Here is an 18,145-nt window from a genome sequence, read left to right on the forward strand (position 1 = left end):
ATTTGTGCGTCAGGCGGTTTCGGCTACGAAATGCCCGGCTGCGACCTCACGATGACGATAGATCGGCGGCTTGTCGTCGATCCGGCGCGTGGTGCTTGGAATTTCACCTTCCAGTACAGGCCGGTTGGTGCGCGCCGACGGATCGGCAATCGGCACCGCCGAGAGAAGCCGCTTCGTGTAGTCATGCGATGGCGTTTCGAAAACCTGCTGCCGCGAGCCCAGTTCCATGATCTGACCGAGATAAAGAACGGCAACGCGATGGCTCATCTTCTCGACCACCGCCATGTCGTGGCTGATGAAGAGATAAGCCAGATCCTCCTCTTTCTGTAGGTCCATAAACAGGTTGATGACCTGCGCCTGAATGGAAACATCGAGCGCTGACAGGGCTTCATCGGCGATAATCAGCTTCGGCTTGGAGGCAAGAGCACGCGCTATGCAGACGCGCTGGCGCTGGCCGCCGGAAAATTCGTGCGGATAGCGCTTCGCATGTTCCGGGCCGAGACCAACCCGCTCCAGCAATTCCGCCACACGCGCATTGATCGCCTTGTCATTGTCGAGAAGGCCGTGCGTGCGGATCGGTTCTGCAATGGAAAAGCCGACCGTCTTGCGCGGATCGAGCGATGCAAACGGGTCCTGGAAAATATACTGCACTTCGCGGCGCATGGCATAGCGCTCGGCGGCGCTCATGGCCGAATAGGCCTTGCCGTTGAAGCGAATATCGCCGGAAAGCGGCGTCTGCAATTGCTGGATGGTGCGCCCAATGGTCGATTTCCCTGAACCGGATTCCCCGACCAATGCCAGCGTTTCGCCCGGATAAATATCGAAGGCAACCTTCGACACCGCGTTGCAGACATGTGTGACCTTGCCGAACAGATTTTTCCTGATCGGAAAGCGCACATAAAGATCGTCCACGGAAAGCAACGGCTCGTCGCCATAACGCGCGGTATCCTGAATGCGCTCCTCACCCGTCACCACTGGCACACCGTCACGCATGGTCATGACTGGCATCCGCTTGGGGAAGGCTTCGCCCGTCATACTGCCAAGCTTCGGGACAGCCGACAGTAGCGTCTTGGTGTAGGCATGCTCGGGCTTCGAAAAAATCTGCCCGACCGGGCCTTCCTCGACCTTCTTGCCCTTCCACATGACCACGACATCGTCGGCCATCTCCGCCACCACGCCCATATCGTGCGTGATGAAAATCACGGCCATTTCAAGCTCTTGCTGCAAATCTCTGATAATGTGCAGTATCTGCGCCTGGATGGTCACATCAAGCGCGGTCGTCGGCTCATCTGCGATCAGCAGCTTGGGGCGGCAGGCAAGCGCCATGGCGATCATCACGCGCTGGCGCATCCCGCCGGAAAGCTGGTGCGGATAACGCTTCAAAAGCCCTTCCGCATCCGGAAGCCGCACCATTTCGAGAAGACGTTTCCCCTCGGCAAGTGCTGCCTGTTGGGTCATGCCTTCATGCAGCATCAGCACTTCTGATATCTGGTTGCCGATGGTGAAAACCGGATTGAGCGACGTCATCGGCTCCTGGAAGATCATGGCGATCTCCTTGCCGCGGATGCTTCGCATCGTCTTTTGATCAGCCTTCAGCAGATCGCGTTCGCCGAACAGAATGCGGCCAGACGGGAATTTTGCACCACTCATATCGGCAAGCCGCATGATGGAAAGCGAAGTGATAGACTTGCCCGAACCGGATTCCCCCACCACGGCCAGCGTGCGACCGGGATGCACCGAGAAACTCAGATCGTCAACGACACGGCTCGCGCCAAATTCGACACTGAGGCCATCGACGGTCAGCAGAGGTTTTGAAACTGGTGCGCTCAACTCGGTTCCGCTCAAACTTTCAACCCTCTTAAAGTGTGATGGCAGACCGCGTGGCCTGATTGAATGCGCCGGACATGAAGCGCAAAAGCGCGGCCACTTCAGAAAGCGTTTCTTCCGAAGGGCGCGCATTGGCGGTGGAATCGACCAGAAGGCGTTCGCGAATCTGTGCATAGCGCGCGCAGGCATCCGCGCCCTTGGCGGTGATCTTCACCGTTTTTTCCTTTGCCGCCTTGCCGGTTGTCAGCAGACCGGCATTTTCAAGCTTGCGGATGGCGTAGGTGGCAATATGCGTGTCTTCAATGTCGAGAACGAGGCAGATATCGGCAAGCTTCTTCTCGCGATCACGATGGCGGATCGAATGAAGAATCAGCACTTCGATGGGCGAAAGGCCCGGCAATCCCGCCGCAGCCATGCAGCGAACCATCCAGCGCGAAAACGCGTGCGACGCAAGAATAAGGCCATATTCAACCTCGGACATTCCGGGCGAACCGCCTTCGGCTAGGTGAGCGGAGGAAACGATGGGGCCTATTGAGGCAACCGGGCGCAAATGCTGTGGCAGCGTAACTTCATCGAAGCCAGCTTCCTGCATCTCGTCTCCGGTCTTAGGCTCTTCCTCAAAAGCCTTATCTTTACCCATTTTGACGCTCCCGCTTTTATGTGAATTTTATGTCATCATCTTATCGACATTTTGTCAATAAAATGTGACTATCAATTTCAGAATACACAACTCAATGCATCTGGAATTTTGTGTGAGGGAGCCAGCGATGAGCGGAACGGGACGCGGAGTATGGGACTTCTGGATCGACCGCGGCGGTACGTTTACAGACGTCATCGGGCGGGATCCGCAGGGCCAGCTCCATGCACGCAAAGTTCTCTCCGAAAACCCGTCTGCCTATAAGGATGCCGCCGTTCACGGCATTCGTCTGCATCTGGGTCTCGCGACCGGCGAACCGATTCCAGCCGGTGTCATCGGGGAAGTGCGCATGGGCACGACGGTCGCCACCAATGCGCTTCTGGAGCGTAAGGGCGAGCGCCTGGCCCTTGTCACCACCAAGGGTTTTCGCGACGCGCTGCGTATCGGCTATCAGGAACGCAAGAACATCTTCGTGACCGAGATCATCAAGCCGGAAGCGCTTTATGAAAAGGTCGTGGAACTGAACGAGCGCGTTCAGGCCGATGGCACGGTCGAAACAGCTCTTAATCCCTCCGAGGCCGAAGCCGCACTGGTTGCGCTAAAGGAACAGGGCTACAAATCCGTCGCCATCGCGCTCATGCATGCTTATAAGTTTCCCGCGCATGAGGCTGAAATCGCTCGCATTGCGCGTGGCCTCGACTTTGAACAGGTCTCCGTCAGCCACGAAGTTTCGCCGCTGATCAAGCTGGTCGGTCGTGGCGACACCACGGTCGTCGATGCCTATCTGTCGCCAGTTCTTCGCCGTTATGTTGCGCAGGTCTCCAATGAGCTGGACGTCGAGCGCACCGGCGCGCGCGTCATGTTCATGATGTCGTCGGGCGGCCTTACCGCAGCCGATCTGTTTCAGGGTAAGGACGCAATCCTGTCCGGCCCGGCTGGCGGCGTCGTCGGCCTCGCCCGCACCGGCGAAACGGCGGGCTTCCCGAAAGTCATCGGCTTCGACATGGGCGGCACCTCCACGGATGTTGCGCATTTCGACGGCGAATATGAACGCGCCTTCGAAACAGAAGTGGCTGGCGTTCGCGTTCGCGCGCCCATGATGCTGATCCACACCGTTGCCGCAGGCGGCGGCTCGATCCTGCATTATGACGCCGGACGTTTCCGCGTCGGCCCGGATTCGGCGGGCGCCAATCCCGGCCCGGCCTGCTATCGCAACGGCGGACCGCTCGCCGTCACCGACGCCAATGTCATGCTGGGCAAGCTGTTGCCGGAATTCTTCCCGGCAATCTTCGGCCCCGAGCAGAACCAGCCGCTTGATGTGGAACGGGTGAGTGAACTCTTCACCGCGCTCGCAGACAAAATTGGCGATGGCCGTTCACCGGAAGCCGTTGCCGATGGCTTCATCCGCATTGCGGTTGCCAATATGGTGGAGGCCATCAAGAAGATTTCCGTTCAGCGCGGCTATGACGTGACGCGCTATGCGCTCAATTGCTTTGGCGGCGCTGGCGGCCAGCATGCCTGCCTCGTGGCCGATGCGCTTGGCATGAAGAGTATTCTTCTCCATCCGATGTCCGGCCTGCTTTCCGCCTATGGCATGGGTCTCGCCGATATTCGCGCCACCCGCCAAAAGGCACTTGGCGTTGCGCTCGATCCGGCAGCGCCGAAGGCCCTGAAAGAACTGGGCGAAGAACTGGCGCAGGAATGCGCAGCTGAACTTCTGGCTCAAGGCATTGAGGCCGCAGCCGTACACCGCCATCTGCGCGCCCACATCCGCTATGCGGGCACCGACACCGTTCTGTCCGTTGAGGCCACCTTCCCGGCGGCGGACAATGCCGACCGTCTTCGCGCTGAGTTTGAGGCAGCCCATAAGCGCCGCTTCGGTTTCATTGCGGAAAACAAGGCTCTGGTTATCGATACCGTGGAAGTCGAGGCCGTTGGTGGTGGCGCGGGCGAAACCGAAAGCGCCCAATCGCTCGACAGCGATCTGGAAGCTGAAACCGCCAAGCGGACCCGCTTTTTCTCGCAGGGCGAGTTGCACGATGCGGGCGTTGTCTTGCGCGAACAGATGCAGCGCGGCCAGACAGTCACCGGCCCGGCGATCATCATCGAGAAAAACCAGACCATCGTTATCGAAGATGGCTGGCAGGCCCGCCTGACTGCGCATGACCACGTGGTGCTGACGCGCATCAAGGCGCTGCCCGCGCGCACGGTCATCGGCACCCAAGCCGATCCGGTCATGCTGGAGATTTTCAACAACCTCTTCATGTCCATTGCCGAGCAAATGGGCGTCACACTCCAGAACACCGCCTATTCGGTGAATATCAAGGAGCGTCTCGACTTTTCCTGCGCGGTTTTCGACGCCGCAGGCAATCTCGTCGCCAACGCGCCGCATATGCCGGTGCATCTTGGCTCCATGGATGCATCGGTCGCCACAGCAATCCGCGAGAACAGTGACATCAAGCCGGGCGATGTGTTCCTTATCAACGCGCCTTATAATGGCGGCACCCACCTGCCCGACCTCACCGTCTGCACGCCGGTTTTCGATGACGAGAATCGTGAAATCCGCTTCTGGGTTGCAAGCCGTGGTCACCATGCGGATATTGGCGGCATTGCCCCGGGCTCCATGTCGCCGCTTGCGGTCAATATCGAGCAGGAAGGTGTCTATATCGACAATTTCAAGCTCGTGGACCGAGGTACATTCCGCGAGGAGGCGCTCGCCGCTCTGCTAACCGGCGCGACCTACCCCGTCCGCAACCTGACGCAGAACGTCAACGACCTGAAGGCGCAGATCGCCGCCAACGAAAAGGGCGTGGCCGAGCTGAAAAAGATGATCGGCCTTTTCGGCGAGGATGTCGTGAAAGCCTATATGGGCCATGTTCAGGACAATGCCGCCGAAAGCGTACGGCGGGTGCTGGACAAGCTGCCCGATGGCCATTTCATCTATGAGATGGATCAGAGGTGCCAGATCGAAGTGCGCGTCACTATCAACAAGGAAAAGCGCGAAGCGACCGTCGATTTCACCGGCACGTCGGCGCAGCGGTCCGACAATTTCAACGCGCCGGAACCCGTCACCCGGGCGGCTGTGCTCTATGTCTTCCGCGTGCTGGTGGAGGGCGACATTCCGATGAATGCGGGCTGCCTGCGGCCGATCAGGATAATCGTGCCGGAAGGCTCGATGCTCTCGCCGCAATATCCGGCGGCGGTCGTGGCAGGCAATGTCGAAGTCAGTCAGGCTGTCACCAACTGCCTGTTCGGCGCGACCAAGGCGATGGCAGCGGCGCAAGGCACCATGAACAATCTGACCTTCGGCAATGACGAATATCAGTATTACGAAACCATCTGTTCCGGCGCGCCTGCCGGTCCCGGTTTCAACGGTGCAGATGCGGTGCATACACACATGACTAACTCTCGCCTCACCGACCCGGAAATTCTGGAAACCCGTTTCCCCGTTTTGCTGGAAGATTTCCACATTCGGGAAAAATCGGGAGGCAAGGGAAAATGGAACGCTGGCGATGGTACCAAGCGCACAATCCGCGCATTGAAGACACTGGAATTCGCCATTCTTTCCGGTCACCGTCGTGTAGCGCCCTTCGGCCTTGAAGGCGGTGAAGCGGGTCAGACAGGCCGCAACGAGGTGCGCCGCAAGAACGGTTCAGTGGAAGTGCTTGGCAATTGTGACCAGACAGTGCTCGAGGCTGGTGAAGCCTTCACCGTCATTACGCCGACCGGCGGGGGGTATGGCGCACCAGAATAACAAAAGCTGTTTGATGAGATTTCGCCGCCCCCAAGGGCGGCATTCTCGTTTTCGGATTCATCCTCACGAGCCTGCATTTCAGCCGCAAACGGAAACTTTATCCGCTTCCGATCTGGACAAATGCCACGCATGGAATACAATTCCATACAAGCCTCAAAACTTAGAAATAAACTCTCAATTGAGGGGCATTGCGACCCGGTTTGGACGCATCATTAGAATTAAATTTCTGCGATCAATAGGCAATCAACCAGATCACGGATACCACAATGAAATTCGCTCAGATTCTCGCTACCGCAGGCATCATTCAGGCAGTTCTCTTCACCGGCGCGATGGCTGGAGAAAATCTCGACGCCATCAAGTCGGCTGGCGTTTTGAAAATTGGGACTGAAGGCACCTATGCGCCGTTTACCTATCACGACAAGGACAACAAGCTTGTTGGCTTTGACGTAGAAATCGGCGAAGCGGTTGCCGCAAAACTCGGCGTAAAACCGGAATTCGTTGAAGGCAAATGGGACGGTCTCATCGCTGGCCTCGATGCCAAGCGTTATGACGCCGTCATCAATCAGGTCGGCATTACCGAAGAACGCCAGAAGAAGTTCAACTTCTCCAATCCCTATATCGTTTCGAAGGTCGTTCTGATCGTCAACGACAAGAACGACACGATCAAGGATTTTGCCGACCTCAAGGGCAAGAAATCCGCCCAGTCGCTGACCAGCAATTACGGCAAACTTGCGAAGGAAGCTGGCGCCGAACTCGTCGCCACCGATGGTTTCGACCAGTCGATCCAGCTTGTTTTGACGGGCCGCGCCGATGCGACGCTCAATGACAGCCTTTCCTTCCTCGACTTCAAGAAGCACCAGCCTAAGGCTCCGGTAAAGGTTGTTGCCGAGAAGGAAAATGCAGACGCATCTGGGATCATTGTCCGTAAGGGCGACGACGATCTCGTAGCCGCCATCAACAAAGCACTCGATGAAATCAAGGCCGACGGTACTTACGACAAGATTTCGCAGAAATATTTCGGCCAGGATGTTTCTAAATAAGTGTCGGCCCGATTCATGAAGCGAAGCCGGAAGCTACTTCCGGCTTCGCTTTATTGTGATCGCGAAAAATTATTCCAAAGACACGAACGCCAGACTGTATAAGATTAAGTGAGCGCAGCTTCATTTCAGTCTGACTTCCAGGTACCGATGAGGAGCCGAAAACGTGCCCGATTGGCTTCAACTGATGGCGGAGTCCCTGCCCACTCTTCTGTGGGCTGGTTTGGTCTTCACCATTCCCCTCACCCTCCTATCCTTTGCCTTCGGCCTGACATTGGGACTCCTGACAGCGCTTGTTCGGTTGTTCGCGCCGCTCTGGCTTTCGTCTATCGCCCGCTTCTACGTCTGGATATTTCGCGGCACACCGCTGCTCGTGCAGTTGTTCGTGATCTTTTACGGCCTGCCCAGCGCAGGCATTTATCTAGACGCTTTTCCAGCAGCGGTAATCGGCTTCACGCTTAGTGTCGGCGCCTATAGTTCGGAGATCATTCGGGCTGTGATCTCAGCCGTTCCGAAAGGACAATGGGAAGCCGCCTATTCTATCGGCATGAGTTGGCGTCAGGCTCTCGCACGCACCATTCTGCCACAGGCGACCCGAACGGCAGTACCGCCGCTGTCCAATTCATTCATTTCCCTCGTGAAGGATACTTCGCTCGCCGCTGCGATCACCGTGCCGGAGCTTTTCCAATCTGCTCAGCGCATCGTCGCCACTACCTATGAACCTCTCATCCTCTATATTGAAGCGGCCCTGATCTATCTGGTGATGAGTTCCGTTCTCTCTTCCCTGCAGGTGCGGCTGGAACGGCGCTTCGGACGCTATGGCGGCACGCTGGAGACAAACGCATGATCGAACTGCAACACATCGTAAAGCGCTTTGACGACGCCGTTATTCTCAATGATATCAACGTTACAATTGCGGAAGGCACGGTAACAGCGCTGGTGGGTCCGTCCGGTGGCGGCAAGAGTACGCTGCTGCGCTGCATCAATCTGCTCGAGATTCCGACATCGGGGACTCTGGTTCTGGGTGGCCAGTCTCTCAGTTTCGAACCAGACCGGAAGCCTAGCTGGCAGGCCATCCAATCAATCCGCCGCCAGACGGGCATGGTTTTTCAGAATTTCCAGCTCTTTCCACACCAGACAGCGATCCAGAATGTCATGGAAGGCCTGCTCACGGTTTTGAAATGGCCAGAGGACAAGGCGAAGGAACGCGCGATGGAACTGCTCACCAAGGTGGGCATGGCGCATAAAGCGGATGCATGGCCTTCAACGCTGTCTGGCGGACAACAGCAGCGCATCGCCATTGCGCGTGCGCTGGCACCGTCGCCGCGTGTGCTGCTATGCGACGAGCCTACCTCGGCACTCGATCCTGAGCTTGCATCAGAAGTCGTTGACGTTCTGAGCAAGCTCGCCAGGGAGGGCACGACCATGGTGATCGCTACTCATGATCTACGGCTTGCGTCGAAGATCGCGAAAAATGTCGTCTTTCTCGAGTCCGGTAATATCGTCGAGACCGGCACCGCACACGAAATTTTCACCCGCCCTGCACGCGAGCGCACAAAGCAATTCGTCGCGACGATCAACGCAGCCCATACCTACGACATTTAAGCCGCAAACAAGTCAAATCCCCTAAGGGCTTTCGCCACCAGCGAAAGCCCTCGTGCGCGCCGTCGGTTTAAAAATCGTACGTGTATTCAAAATTTTCCGGCGGCTCCCGACAGCCTGCCCCTTGGTAAAACAGAAAACCACTGTTACATTATGCATAACGTAGAAATTGAAGCGCCTTGCTTGCGTCCTCACAGGTTCGCGCGGCGCCATAAGGATAAGAACCTTGAAGAACCCCGACGAGCGCACCGCCGAAACGGTGCATCAAGGGGCGTCCGGCGGACAATCGGGCAGTTTGCAGGCCCGGAATCCGTCCGATAGCGGCAAGCGCAGACCGCGCAAAAAAGCCGTTGCAGAGATCGGTAATGCCCGCAATGCATCTGATCCAGGACGCTCAAAACCGCAGGACGACACCGAAGGCTCGAGTTCGCAGAGCCAACGGAAACGTGCGCGTCGACGTCGGCGCGGCAAATCCGTAACGAGTCCTGAAGTTTCTTCGCAAAAGCCGGTCGCCGCGGAAGCCAGCAACAATCAGCAGCGATCTCCCGGTAAACTTTCGAATCGCCGCCGTCGTGCACGAAAGAGGAAGCAATCGCGGCAACCAGATGCGCAAACACCTCCGGCAGTTGAAGCGGCGGCAAAGACTCCGCACAATGCCGTGCGTGCAGAGAATCTGCATGCCCAGGTTCAAAACAAGCGTAAAGGCACCAACGGCCCGACCCTCAGGGCCAGCAACGGTGTGCAGCACGACAAGAGTGATGCTCCGCTTTACGCTGCTTTGGATCTCGGCACCAACAATTGCCGGTTGCTGGTAGCGTCGCCGACAAGACCGGGGCAGTTCCGCGTTGTGGATGCGTTTTCACGGATCGTGCGGCTTGGAGAGGGCTTGAGCGCCACTGGCCGGCTCAGTGATAATGCAATGGATCGCGCTGTTGACGCGCTGAAGATTTGCCGTGACAAGCTGGCGGGCAAGAAAATCAGGCGGTCCAGACTGATTGCGACCGAAGCCTGCCGTTCGGCCTCGAATGGCGAGCAGTTTCTGGAACGAGTCCGCGTGGAGACCGGACTTGAACTGGAGATTGTGGACCGGCAAACTGAAGCCCGGCTTGCTGTTTCGGGCTGCGGCACGCTGGTTACTCGCGAGACCGATGCCGTCGTGCTGTTCGATATTGGCGGCGGCTCTTCTGAAATTGCGCTGATCGATGTTTCCCGTCGACGGTCTCCGCGCCTGGCGGAACATATCATGGCCTGGACATCCCTTCCGGTCGGCGTCGTGACGCTGGCGGAGCGTTTCGGCGGGCGAAATGTCACGCAGGAAAGCTTCGATTCCATGGTTACTCATGTGACCGGTCTGCTTGCACAATTTGCGGAGCGGCAGTGCCTTGGAAGCCTGACAACCAGTCCGCGCTTCCATCTGCTGGGCACATCCGGGACCGTGACCACGCTGGCAGGAATTCATCTCGGTCTTGAACGCTATGATCGTCGTCGGGTGGACGGCATGTGGATGGACGCAGAAGACGTGACGCTGATGACCAACCGCCTATTGTCGTGGGATTTTGAAGCACGGGTGGCCAACCCTTGCATTGGCGCAGATCGCGCCGATCTGGTATTGGCAGGCTGCGCTATTCTGGATGCGATACGCAAAGTGTGGCCCAGCGAAAAATTACTTGTTGCCGATCGTGGTCTGCGTGAAGGCATTTTGACCGAACTGATGTCTCGCGATGGCGCATGGCGACATAATCGCGTGACAGGCGCTAGAAACAGGCACTGATAATGAGCAAGACGGGCGGTAACAAAAGCGGCGTGAAAACTGGGGGGCGCGGAGGCGCAGGCTCCAGCAATCTGCAGGTGCGCGTGAAGAAAAAGGCAGGCACGATCAAGGAATCGTCGCGGCGTTGGCTGGAACGCCACCTGAACGATCCTTACGTGCATAAATCGAAGCAGGACGGATATCGTTCACGCGCGGCCTACAAGCTTATTGAAATTAACGATCGTTATGATCTTCTAAAAAAGGGACAGAAGATCATAGATCTCGGTGCAGCACCGGGTGGCTGGTCGCAGATTGCGGCGAAGATTGTCGGTTCAACCGACGAGAACCCGCACGTCGTCGGTATCGACTATCTGCATGTGGATCCCCTTCCCGGCGTCGTTCTGCTGGAAATGGATTTTCTGGACGACGAAGCACCTCAAAAGCTGATGGAAGCTCTGGGAGACAAACCCGATCTCGTTATTTCCGACATGGCTGCTCCGACCACCGGTCACCGCCGTACCGATCACCTGCGTACGGTGCATCTTTGCGAAGTCGCTGCCGATTTTGCCATCTCGGTTCTAAAGCCGGGTGGACATTTTCTCACCAAGACTTTTCAGGGCGGCACGGAAAACGAACTCCTGGCACTGCTCAAGCAAAAATTCCGTTCCGTTCACCACGTGAAGCCGCCTGCATCTCGCGCCGAATCCGTCGAACTTTATCTGCTCGCGCGCGATTTTAAGGGCTAAGGCTTATTTTCCCGTGGAGGTGCCCGCAGTTTCTAGGGCTGCGCGCTCTTTGCCGCGTTGTTTCATGACGGTCGGCGCACCCAGTTCCTTACCCGCATCCGGTGCGAGCCGGGCAAACCAGAAAAAAGCCAAAGCCGAAACAGCGGCGACCACATAGAAGCCAATGTGGAAATCCGCCAGTTCGAGATGGGCTCCACGAAGCGATGTGCTGATCTCCAGAATGCCGCCTGCCAATGCGACACCAATGGCAATGGAAACCTGCTGCGCAACGGCAGTGATGGGCGTAGCCTGACTGGTCTTTTCGTCGGGTATTTCCGCAAAGGCCAGCGCGTTTACACCGGTGAAGAACAATGAGCGCGCAAAGCCTCCTACCAACAGAAAACCAATGATGATCCAGTAAGGCGTCGTCGGCGTAAACAGCCCATTAACAGCAATGAAGCATGCCGAGATCAAAGAACCTGCCATGAGGGCGCGCCGAAAACCGACGCGGGCAAAGATGCGTTTTGCACCGAATTTCATGCTGATAGCGCCAATCGCCGAAACGAAAGTCATCATACCGGACTGAAAAGGGGTGAGACCGAAACCAAGCTGAAACATCAACGGCAACAAAAATGGGATGGCACCAATCCCGAACCGGAAAATGCTGCCACCAATAACCGCTGCGCGGAACACCTGATTATCAAAAAGCTTCAGATTCAGCAGCGGATCGTCCGCCCTCTTCGCATGCCGCAGATAAAGAACCGTACAGACAATACCGATTGCAAGGGTGGTAAATCCAACTGCCGGCGGCAAGGCTGGAAGGCTTACCACCGACAGTCCAAAAACTACCCCCGACATTGCCATGCCCGAGAGAACAAAACCCGTCCAATCAAGACGCTTTACGATGCGCTCATCGGTATCTGGAAGGAACCGGCTGGCAAACCAGATGCCAACAAAACCGATCGGCACGTTGATCAAGAAAATCCAATGCCAAGTCAGGAATGTCGTGATGAAACCGCCAACCGGCGGGCCCACAAGTGGCCCGACCATCGCAGGTATAGTCAGCCAGGCCATGGCTGAAACGAGTTCACTGCGCGGAGTCGAACGGATAAGTACGAGACGGCCAACGGGTGTCATCATCGCGCCGCCCATGCCCTGTAAAAACCGTGCGATGACGAAAGCTGTGAGTGAATTCGATGCGGCGCAAGCAACTGACCCGACCACGAATACCGCTATTGCCGCCCGAAACACATTCTTGGCTCCAAAACGATCCGCCATCCAGCCGCTGACCGGAATAAAAACCGCAAGCGCAACAAGATAAGCCGTCAGCGCCAGTTTGAGCGCAATCGGGCTTGTGCCGATATCAGCAGCGATAGCAGGAAGCGACGTCGAGATGACGTTCGAATCCATCTGTTCCATGAACAAGGCTATAGCCAATACGAGGGGAATGATGCGATTCACGGTGATATTCCGAATATACGGGCACTAAAAGGTCGGCAATTCTATGTAGCGCCCAACTAATTATTGCTAGAAGGAACGGCGTCACAATGCAGTGAATATGCGATAAAATCAGTAATTTATCGCTGGCTTTAAGCAGATTATGGTCCTTAGCATCGCAGCACCTTAGGCCTCACGCGAAATTTCAGCCGTTCACATTTGTGTAAAACAGGGTTGCGCTTCCCGTAACAGCTTGTTACATTTCGTTACAGTTTCACGAAGCTTCGAACCGGGTGGGGGGGCCGCTCCGGTTCAAGGAGGTAGGAAATGAACGATATTACAAGAACCGCTATCATCTATGGAATGATGATCATTTCGCTCAACACCGCGCTTGCAATCGGTCTTCTGGGACTTGATTTCCTGCGTTAAACGCGCCCCAAGCAAGTTTTTGCCCTCCAGGCACACATGAAAAAGAGCGTTTCCATTCATTGGAAGCGCTCTTTTCATTTCCAGCAGTTTCAATGTGCAATCCCGATACTGCGCTGTTCGCTACGGGTCAGAGAATTCGGCCCTGACTGTTCGGATCAAAGAAAACCGACTTGTCTAGATTGAAGGCCAGCCGGGCCGACTGCCCAGCCGTGATGCGGGCATCTGCGCGTAGTCGCGCCACGACATGCTTGCCGCCCAGACGCGTGACCGCGAACGTATCTGAGCCCGCCGGTTCGACAACATCAATGAGGCAGTCGCCCTCTACGATTGCGTCGGCATTGCGGTCCGCTCCATCTGGATCGGTAAGTGCTTCAGGGCGGATACCGAAGACTATATCCTTGCCCTCGTATGCACCAAGCCCCTGCGGCGCTGTCTTCAAAGGCAGCGTGAGAGGCTCGCTCTCACCGCGTTTGAGATTAATAGCATAACCCGGACCATTCTTCACGACCCCCGCCGTTAGCAAATTCATTGCTGGCGAGCCCATAAAATCGGCAACGAACATATTGGAAGGGTTGTTATATATCTCGGCGGGCGTTCCGAACTGCTGCAAGATTCCATCTTTCAGAACAGCGATCTTGGTAGCGAGAGTCATTGCTTCGATCTGGTCGTGTGTCACATACACGATCGTGGTCTTCATCCGGCTGTGCAATCGTTTGATCTCGGTGCGCATATCAACACGCAGTTTGGCATCAAGATTGGAAAGCGGTTCATCGAAGAGAAACACCTGAGGGTTGCGCACCAAAGCACGCCCCATGGCCACGCGCTGACGTTGACCACCAGAAAGTTGGCTAGGCTTGCGATCAAGCAGATGGCCTATCTGCAATATATCGGCAACTTCCTGGATAGCCTTATCGCGTTCGGCCTTCGGAACCTTCCGAATTTCCATGCCGAAAGCGATGTTGCCTGCAACAGTCATATTCGGATAAAGCGCATAGGACTGAAAGACCATTGCAATATCGCGCTGTGACGGATGCAGGCCCGCAATAGACTTGCCGTTGATCGAGATGTCACCGGAAGTGATCGGCTCAAGTCCAGCAATCGTATTCAGAAGCGTCGACTTACCACAGCCAGACGGGCCAACGAGAACGAGAAAACCGCCTTCATCGATCTCGATATTGATATCCTTCAAAACCGAAACATTGCCGTAGGACTTGTAGAGGTCCGATATTTTCAGAAAAGACATTTGCAACTTATCCCTTAACGGCACCGGACATCAGGCCACGTACGAAATAGCGGCCGGAAACAATGTAGACTACTAGTGTGGGCAGAGCCGCCAGGATGGCTCCTGCGAAATGGACATTGTACTCCTTGACGCCAGTAGAGGAGGAAACCAGATTATTGAGCGCAACCGTCATCGGCGTCGAATTGGCCCCTGAGAACGAAGCACCGAACAGAAAATCGTTCCAGATATTGGTGAACTGCCAGATCACGGACACAACGATGATGGGGCCAGACGAGGGCAGCAAAATACGCCAGAATATCTGGAAAAAGCTTGCCCCGTCAATCTGGGCAGCACGAACCAGTTCTGTCGGGAAAGCCTCATAGTAATTGCGGAAATAAAGCGTCGTGAACCCGATTCCGTAAACCACATGGACGAGGATCAGTCCCCAGATCGTGCCGGCAATTCCCAGAAAGCCAAGAACGCGCGCCATCGGAATGAGCACAATCTGGAACGGAATGAAGCACGACAACAGCAGTAAACCGAAAAAGATATTAGACCCGCGGAATTGCCATTTGGTCAGCACGTAGCCGTTCAATGCACCAACGATGGTTGAGATCGCAACCGCTGGAACAACCATCAGGATCGAATTGATGAAGAATGGCTTCAGGCCCGTGGGCTGCACACCGATCTGGGCGGTCGACCAAGCGGACAGCCATGGCTCGATGGTCCATTGTTGCGGCAGATTCAACATGCCTCCTTGGCGGATTTCATCCAGAGGTTTGAGCGAATTGACCAGCATCACATAAAGCGGCAGCAAATAGTAGAAAGCAAAAAGCAGCAGCGCGGTATAGATCAGCGCACGTGTCAGCTTTCCGCTGCTGATGGCATTGTCTTGCGACTGGGCGCTCATGACCGCGACCCTCCGCGAATTTCCGAGTAAAGATAAGGGATGATGATCGAGAAGATCATAACCAACATGATAATAGCGGACGACGCGCCGATACCCATCTGGTTCCGCGTGAAGGTGTAGGAATACATGAAAGTAGCTGGCAATTCGGTGGCCTGCCCGGGTCCACCGCCCGTCAGCGCGATAACAAGATCGTATGCCTTGATCGCAAGATGAGCGAGGACTACGAAAGCGGACAGAAACACCGGGCGCATCAACGGAATGATGATGCGGCGATAGATCGTCGCCGTTGACGCGCCATCGATCTGAGCCGCCTTGATAATCTCGTTATCGACGCCGCGCAGTCCCGCGAGAAACATCGCCATCACAAATCCGGATGATTGCCATACGGCGGCAATCACCAGACAGTAGATTGCCATCGTGTTACTCTTGATCCAATTGAACGAGAAACTCTCCCAACCCCACAGATGCATTGTGTTTTCCAGCCCAATACCCGGGTCGAGAAACCACTTCCATGCCGTCCCTGTCACGATGAAAGACAATGCCATCGGGTAAAGATAGATCGGGCGGAGAATGCCTTCGCCTCGAATCTTCTGGTCAAGAAGGATCGCTAAAAACAGTCCGATCACCGAACAGATGATGATGTAGAGCGACGCAAAGATTGCAAGATTAGTGATCGCCCGCCACCAATGGGGCAAAGCCCACAGCTTGCTGTAATTCGCTAGGCCGACGAAGCCATATGAGGGTAGCATCCGGCTATTGGTTAGCGAAAGGACGCCGGTATAGATTATGAAGCCATAAACGAACACGAGCACTATCAAAAAGCTCGGCCCCAGAACCAGCTTTGGCACCAGTTCCTGTAATCGGCTGTTACGCTGCATATTTGCGTCACCCTGTTCACGTCGCCCGGCCAAACGCCAATTATGCGGCAAACCTTCCGGACATCTGTTTAATCGGCATTCCAGCGCGCCTGCATTATGCGCAATAGAATGCACCCGATAAGCTCAGTCTGCCGCAGTTTCCGATGGAAACATGCAGACCTTCATCATGCAATTACTGTTTTGATTTCTGGTCGTTGCTGCCGCGTTTCCAAATGTACGGCCAATATACGGAGCACCAGAGATAAAAGGCGTCCGGGAATTTTCCCGGGCGCCTCTTTGCCGTTATTTCGCAGCTTCGACCGCGGATACGAGTTCCTTAACAGCGTCTTCCGAAGAAAGCTGACCGTTGAACTGACGCGTCACGACGTCATAGATGGCGTTCTTGACCGCAGCCGGGTTGGCGTAGCCGTGCGCCATAGAACCCAGCATCGTGGCCTTTTCGCTCGCTTCCTTTTCGTCAGCGATAGCTTTCTTACCGCAAGCGTCGAAGTCAGTGTCAGGTACATCCGTACGGGCCGGGGCAGAGCCCTTCACCACGTTGAAGGCCGACTGGAACGTCGGGCTCTCAATCGCGGACGCCATTTCAAGCTGTGCCGGAACCTTGTCTTCCGAGACTTTGAACATGGCAAACATATCGGAATTGAAGGTGATTGCGCCCTGCGTACCAGGATAACGCATGCAGACGAAATCTTCGCCCGGCTTCTTGCCGGCCTTGATGAATTCACCCTTTGCCCAGTCACCCATAAACTGAAGACCGGCTTTGCCTTCAATAACCATAGCTGATGCGAGATTCCAGTCGCGACCAGAGAAGTTGTCGTCAACATAGGACCGCAGCTTCGTCATACGGTCGAACGCCTGCTTCATCGTATCGCTGCCGAGCGTTTCGGGATCAAGGTCGACGAAAGCCTTCTTGTAGAAATCCGTACCAAAGGAAAGCACGACAGCATCAAAAATAGTTGCGTCCTGCCAGGGCTGGCCACCGTGAGCGACCGGTGTGATCCCCTGTTCCTTGAACTTATCAAGCAGCGCGATCAGTTCGTCCCAGTTGGTAGGTTCCTTGCCGCCAGCCTTGTCGAGCGCGGCCTTGTTGATCCACATCCAGTTGGTGGAGTGGACGTTGACGGGAGCCGCAATCCAGTGGCCATCATACTTCGCAAATTCCTGCAAAGGAGCCGGGATAACCTTTTCCCATCCCTCCTTGTTGGCGATCTCATCAAGATTGCCAAGAGCACCCTGCTCCGCCCAGTCGCGAATATCGAATCCGAGCATCTGCACTGCCGTCGGCGCATTGCCTGCCGTGACGCGCGCGCGCAAGACCGTCATGGCTTCCGTACCACCACCACCGGCAACCGGCATGTCGGTCCAGCTGATGCCCTTCTTTTCAAGATCTTTCTTAAGAACGTCGAGCGCGGCTGCTTCACCGCCCGCAGTCCACCAATGCAGAACTTCCACGTTCTGCTTATCCTGCGCGTTGGCAAAAGGCGCCATTCCGGCGAGCAAAGCGCAGGCGGCCGTACCCATCGCAGCGAGCTTCAAAAATTTATGCATATCTACCTCCCGTAGAAACAATCGAAACAGACTATCGGATATCCGCCCAAGCTCTCGCTTCTGCGCGGCAATCCATCTCGTCATTCCATCCGCGCCTCCTCGGCACAGATTTGAAACCGGCTGCTTCGCACATCCGGCTCGTCCTATTCACTGCCGCAATACGCGTCGAAAGCTTTCGCTTTCACCTGCGCCCCAGCCGCCTCGCGACGTTTTAATTGAAATCCTCCATCCCACTCTTACGTCGCTTTATCCCAATTGACAACGTTGTCTTTTATGAATGAGAAATGATCCCAAGACAAGCTGTGAGGCACAGGATAGGCTCAAACCCTATCAGGCTGTCAATATCCTCCTAAAGATAAAAGGGAGGAATTCAATCGATTAAACCACAG

Annotated in this window: 13 protein-coding genes; 6 read left to right on the forward strand and 7 right to left on the reverse strand. The window is 55.8% G+C overall.

Annotated elements, in window-relative coordinates:
- Nucleotides 1–9: 9 nt before the first annotated feature.
- Together J9800_RS02770 and J9800_RS02775 are read right to left on the reverse strand one after the other, a co-directional pair.
- On the reverse strand, nt 10–1,845 hold the full coding sequence (locus J9800_RS02770; protein ID WP_114214792.1) for an ABC transporter ATP-binding protein: 1,836 nt from the start codon (nt 1,843–1,845) through the stop codon (nt 10–12).
- A 13-nt stretch (nt 1,846–1,858) separates the two neighbouring features.
- Nucleotides 1,859–2,467: a winged helix DNA-binding protein gene (locus J9800_RS02775; RefSeq protein ID WP_162707449.1), complete on the reverse strand. Its 609-nt coding sequence runs from the start codon at nt 2,465–2,467 to the stop codon at nt 1,859–1,861.
- A gap of 127 nt (nt 2,468–2,594) precedes the next feature.
- Between J9800_RS02775 and J9800_RS02780 the strand changes: the two genes are divergently transcribed.
- The 6 genes from J9800_RS02780 (at nt 2,595) to J9800_RS02805 (ending at nt 11,353) form a co-directional block, all read left to right on the forward strand.
- Nucleotides 2,595–6,218: a hydantoinase B/oxoprolinase family protein gene (locus J9800_RS02780; protein ID WP_114214791.1), complete on the forward strand. Its 3,624-nt coding sequence runs from the start codon at nt 2,595–2,597 to the stop codon at nt 6,216–6,218.
- 266 nt (nt 6,219–6,484) lie between these two features.
- Nucleotides 6,485–7,258: an amino acid ABC transporter substrate-binding protein gene (locus J9800_RS02785; protein WP_114214790.1), complete on the forward strand. Its 774-nt coding sequence runs from the start codon at nt 6,485–6,487 to the stop codon at nt 7,256–7,258.
- A gap of 163 nt (nt 7,259–7,421) precedes the next feature.
- Nucleotides 7,422–8,102, forward strand: a complete 681-nt coding sequence (locus J9800_RS02790; protein ID WP_112587380.1) for an ABC transporter permease subunit — start codon at nt 7,422–7,424, stop codon at nt 8,100–8,102.
- Nucleotides 8,099–8,860: an amino acid ABC transporter ATP-binding protein gene (locus tag J9800_RS02795; protein ID WP_114214789.1), complete on the forward strand. Its 762-nt coding sequence runs from the start codon at nt 8,099–8,101 to the stop codon at nt 8,858–8,860. Before J9800_RS02790 ends, J9800_RS02795 begins: the two co-directional genes overlap by 4 nt.
- Before the next feature lie 223 nt (nt 8,861–9,083).
- On the forward strand, nt 9,084–10,628 hold the full coding sequence (locus J9800_RS02800) for a Ppx/GppA phosphatase family protein (RefSeq protein ID WP_210845437.1): 1,545 nt from the start codon (nt 9,084–9,086) through the stop codon (nt 10,626–10,628).
- Between the two features lie 2 nt (nt 10,629–10,630).
- On the forward strand, nt 10,631–11,353 hold the full coding sequence (locus J9800_RS02805; RefSeq protein ID WP_114214787.1) for an RlmE family RNA methyltransferase: 723 nt from the start codon (nt 10,631–10,633) through the stop codon (nt 11,351–11,353).
- A 3-nt stretch (nt 11,354–11,356) separates the two neighbouring features.
- Here the strand turns inward: J9800_RS02805 and J9800_RS02810 are convergent, their stop codons facing one another.
- From J9800_RS02810 to J9800_RS02830, 5 genes are all read right to left on the reverse strand, one after another.
- Nucleotides 11,357–12,793 (reverse strand): DHA2 family efflux MFS transporter permease subunit, encoded by a 1,437-nt coding sequence (locus J9800_RS02810; protein WP_114214786.1) that lies wholly within the window; start codon nt 12,791–12,793, stop codon nt 11,357–11,359.
- Nucleotides 12,794–13,325: 532 nt separating this feature from the next.
- Entirely contained in the window at nt 13,326–14,441 is a 1,116-nt protein-coding gene (locus J9800_RS02815; RefSeq protein ID WP_114214785.1) for an ABC transporter ATP-binding protein, read from the reverse strand.
- 7 nt (nt 14,442–14,448) lie between these two features.
- The gene (locus J9800_RS02820; protein ID WP_114214784.1) at nt 14,449–15,330 is read right to left on the reverse strand and encodes a carbohydrate ABC transporter permease; all 882 of its coding nucleotides are present in this window, start codon (nt 15,328–15,330) and stop codon (nt 14,449–14,451) included.
- A complete protein-coding gene (locus J9800_RS02825; protein WP_112587366.1) occupies nt 15,327–16,208 on the reverse strand; it encodes a carbohydrate ABC transporter permease in 882 nt (293 codons plus the stop codon). Before J9800_RS02825 ends, J9800_RS02820 begins: the two co-directional genes overlap by 4 nt.
- 282 nt (nt 16,209–16,490) lie before the next feature.
- Nucleotides 16,491–17,756, reverse strand: a complete 1,266-nt coding sequence (locus tag J9800_RS02830; RefSeq protein WP_114214783.1) for an ABC transporter substrate-binding protein — start codon at nt 17,754–17,756, stop codon at nt 16,491–16,493.
- Between the last annotated feature and the right edge of the window lie 389 nt (nt 17,757–18,145).

The sequence above is a fragment of the Ochrobactrum sp. AP1BH01-1 genome (assembly GCF_018066705.1).
Classification (GTDB): domain Bacteria; phylum Pseudomonadota; class Alphaproteobacteria; order Rhizobiales; family Rhizobiaceae; genus Brucella.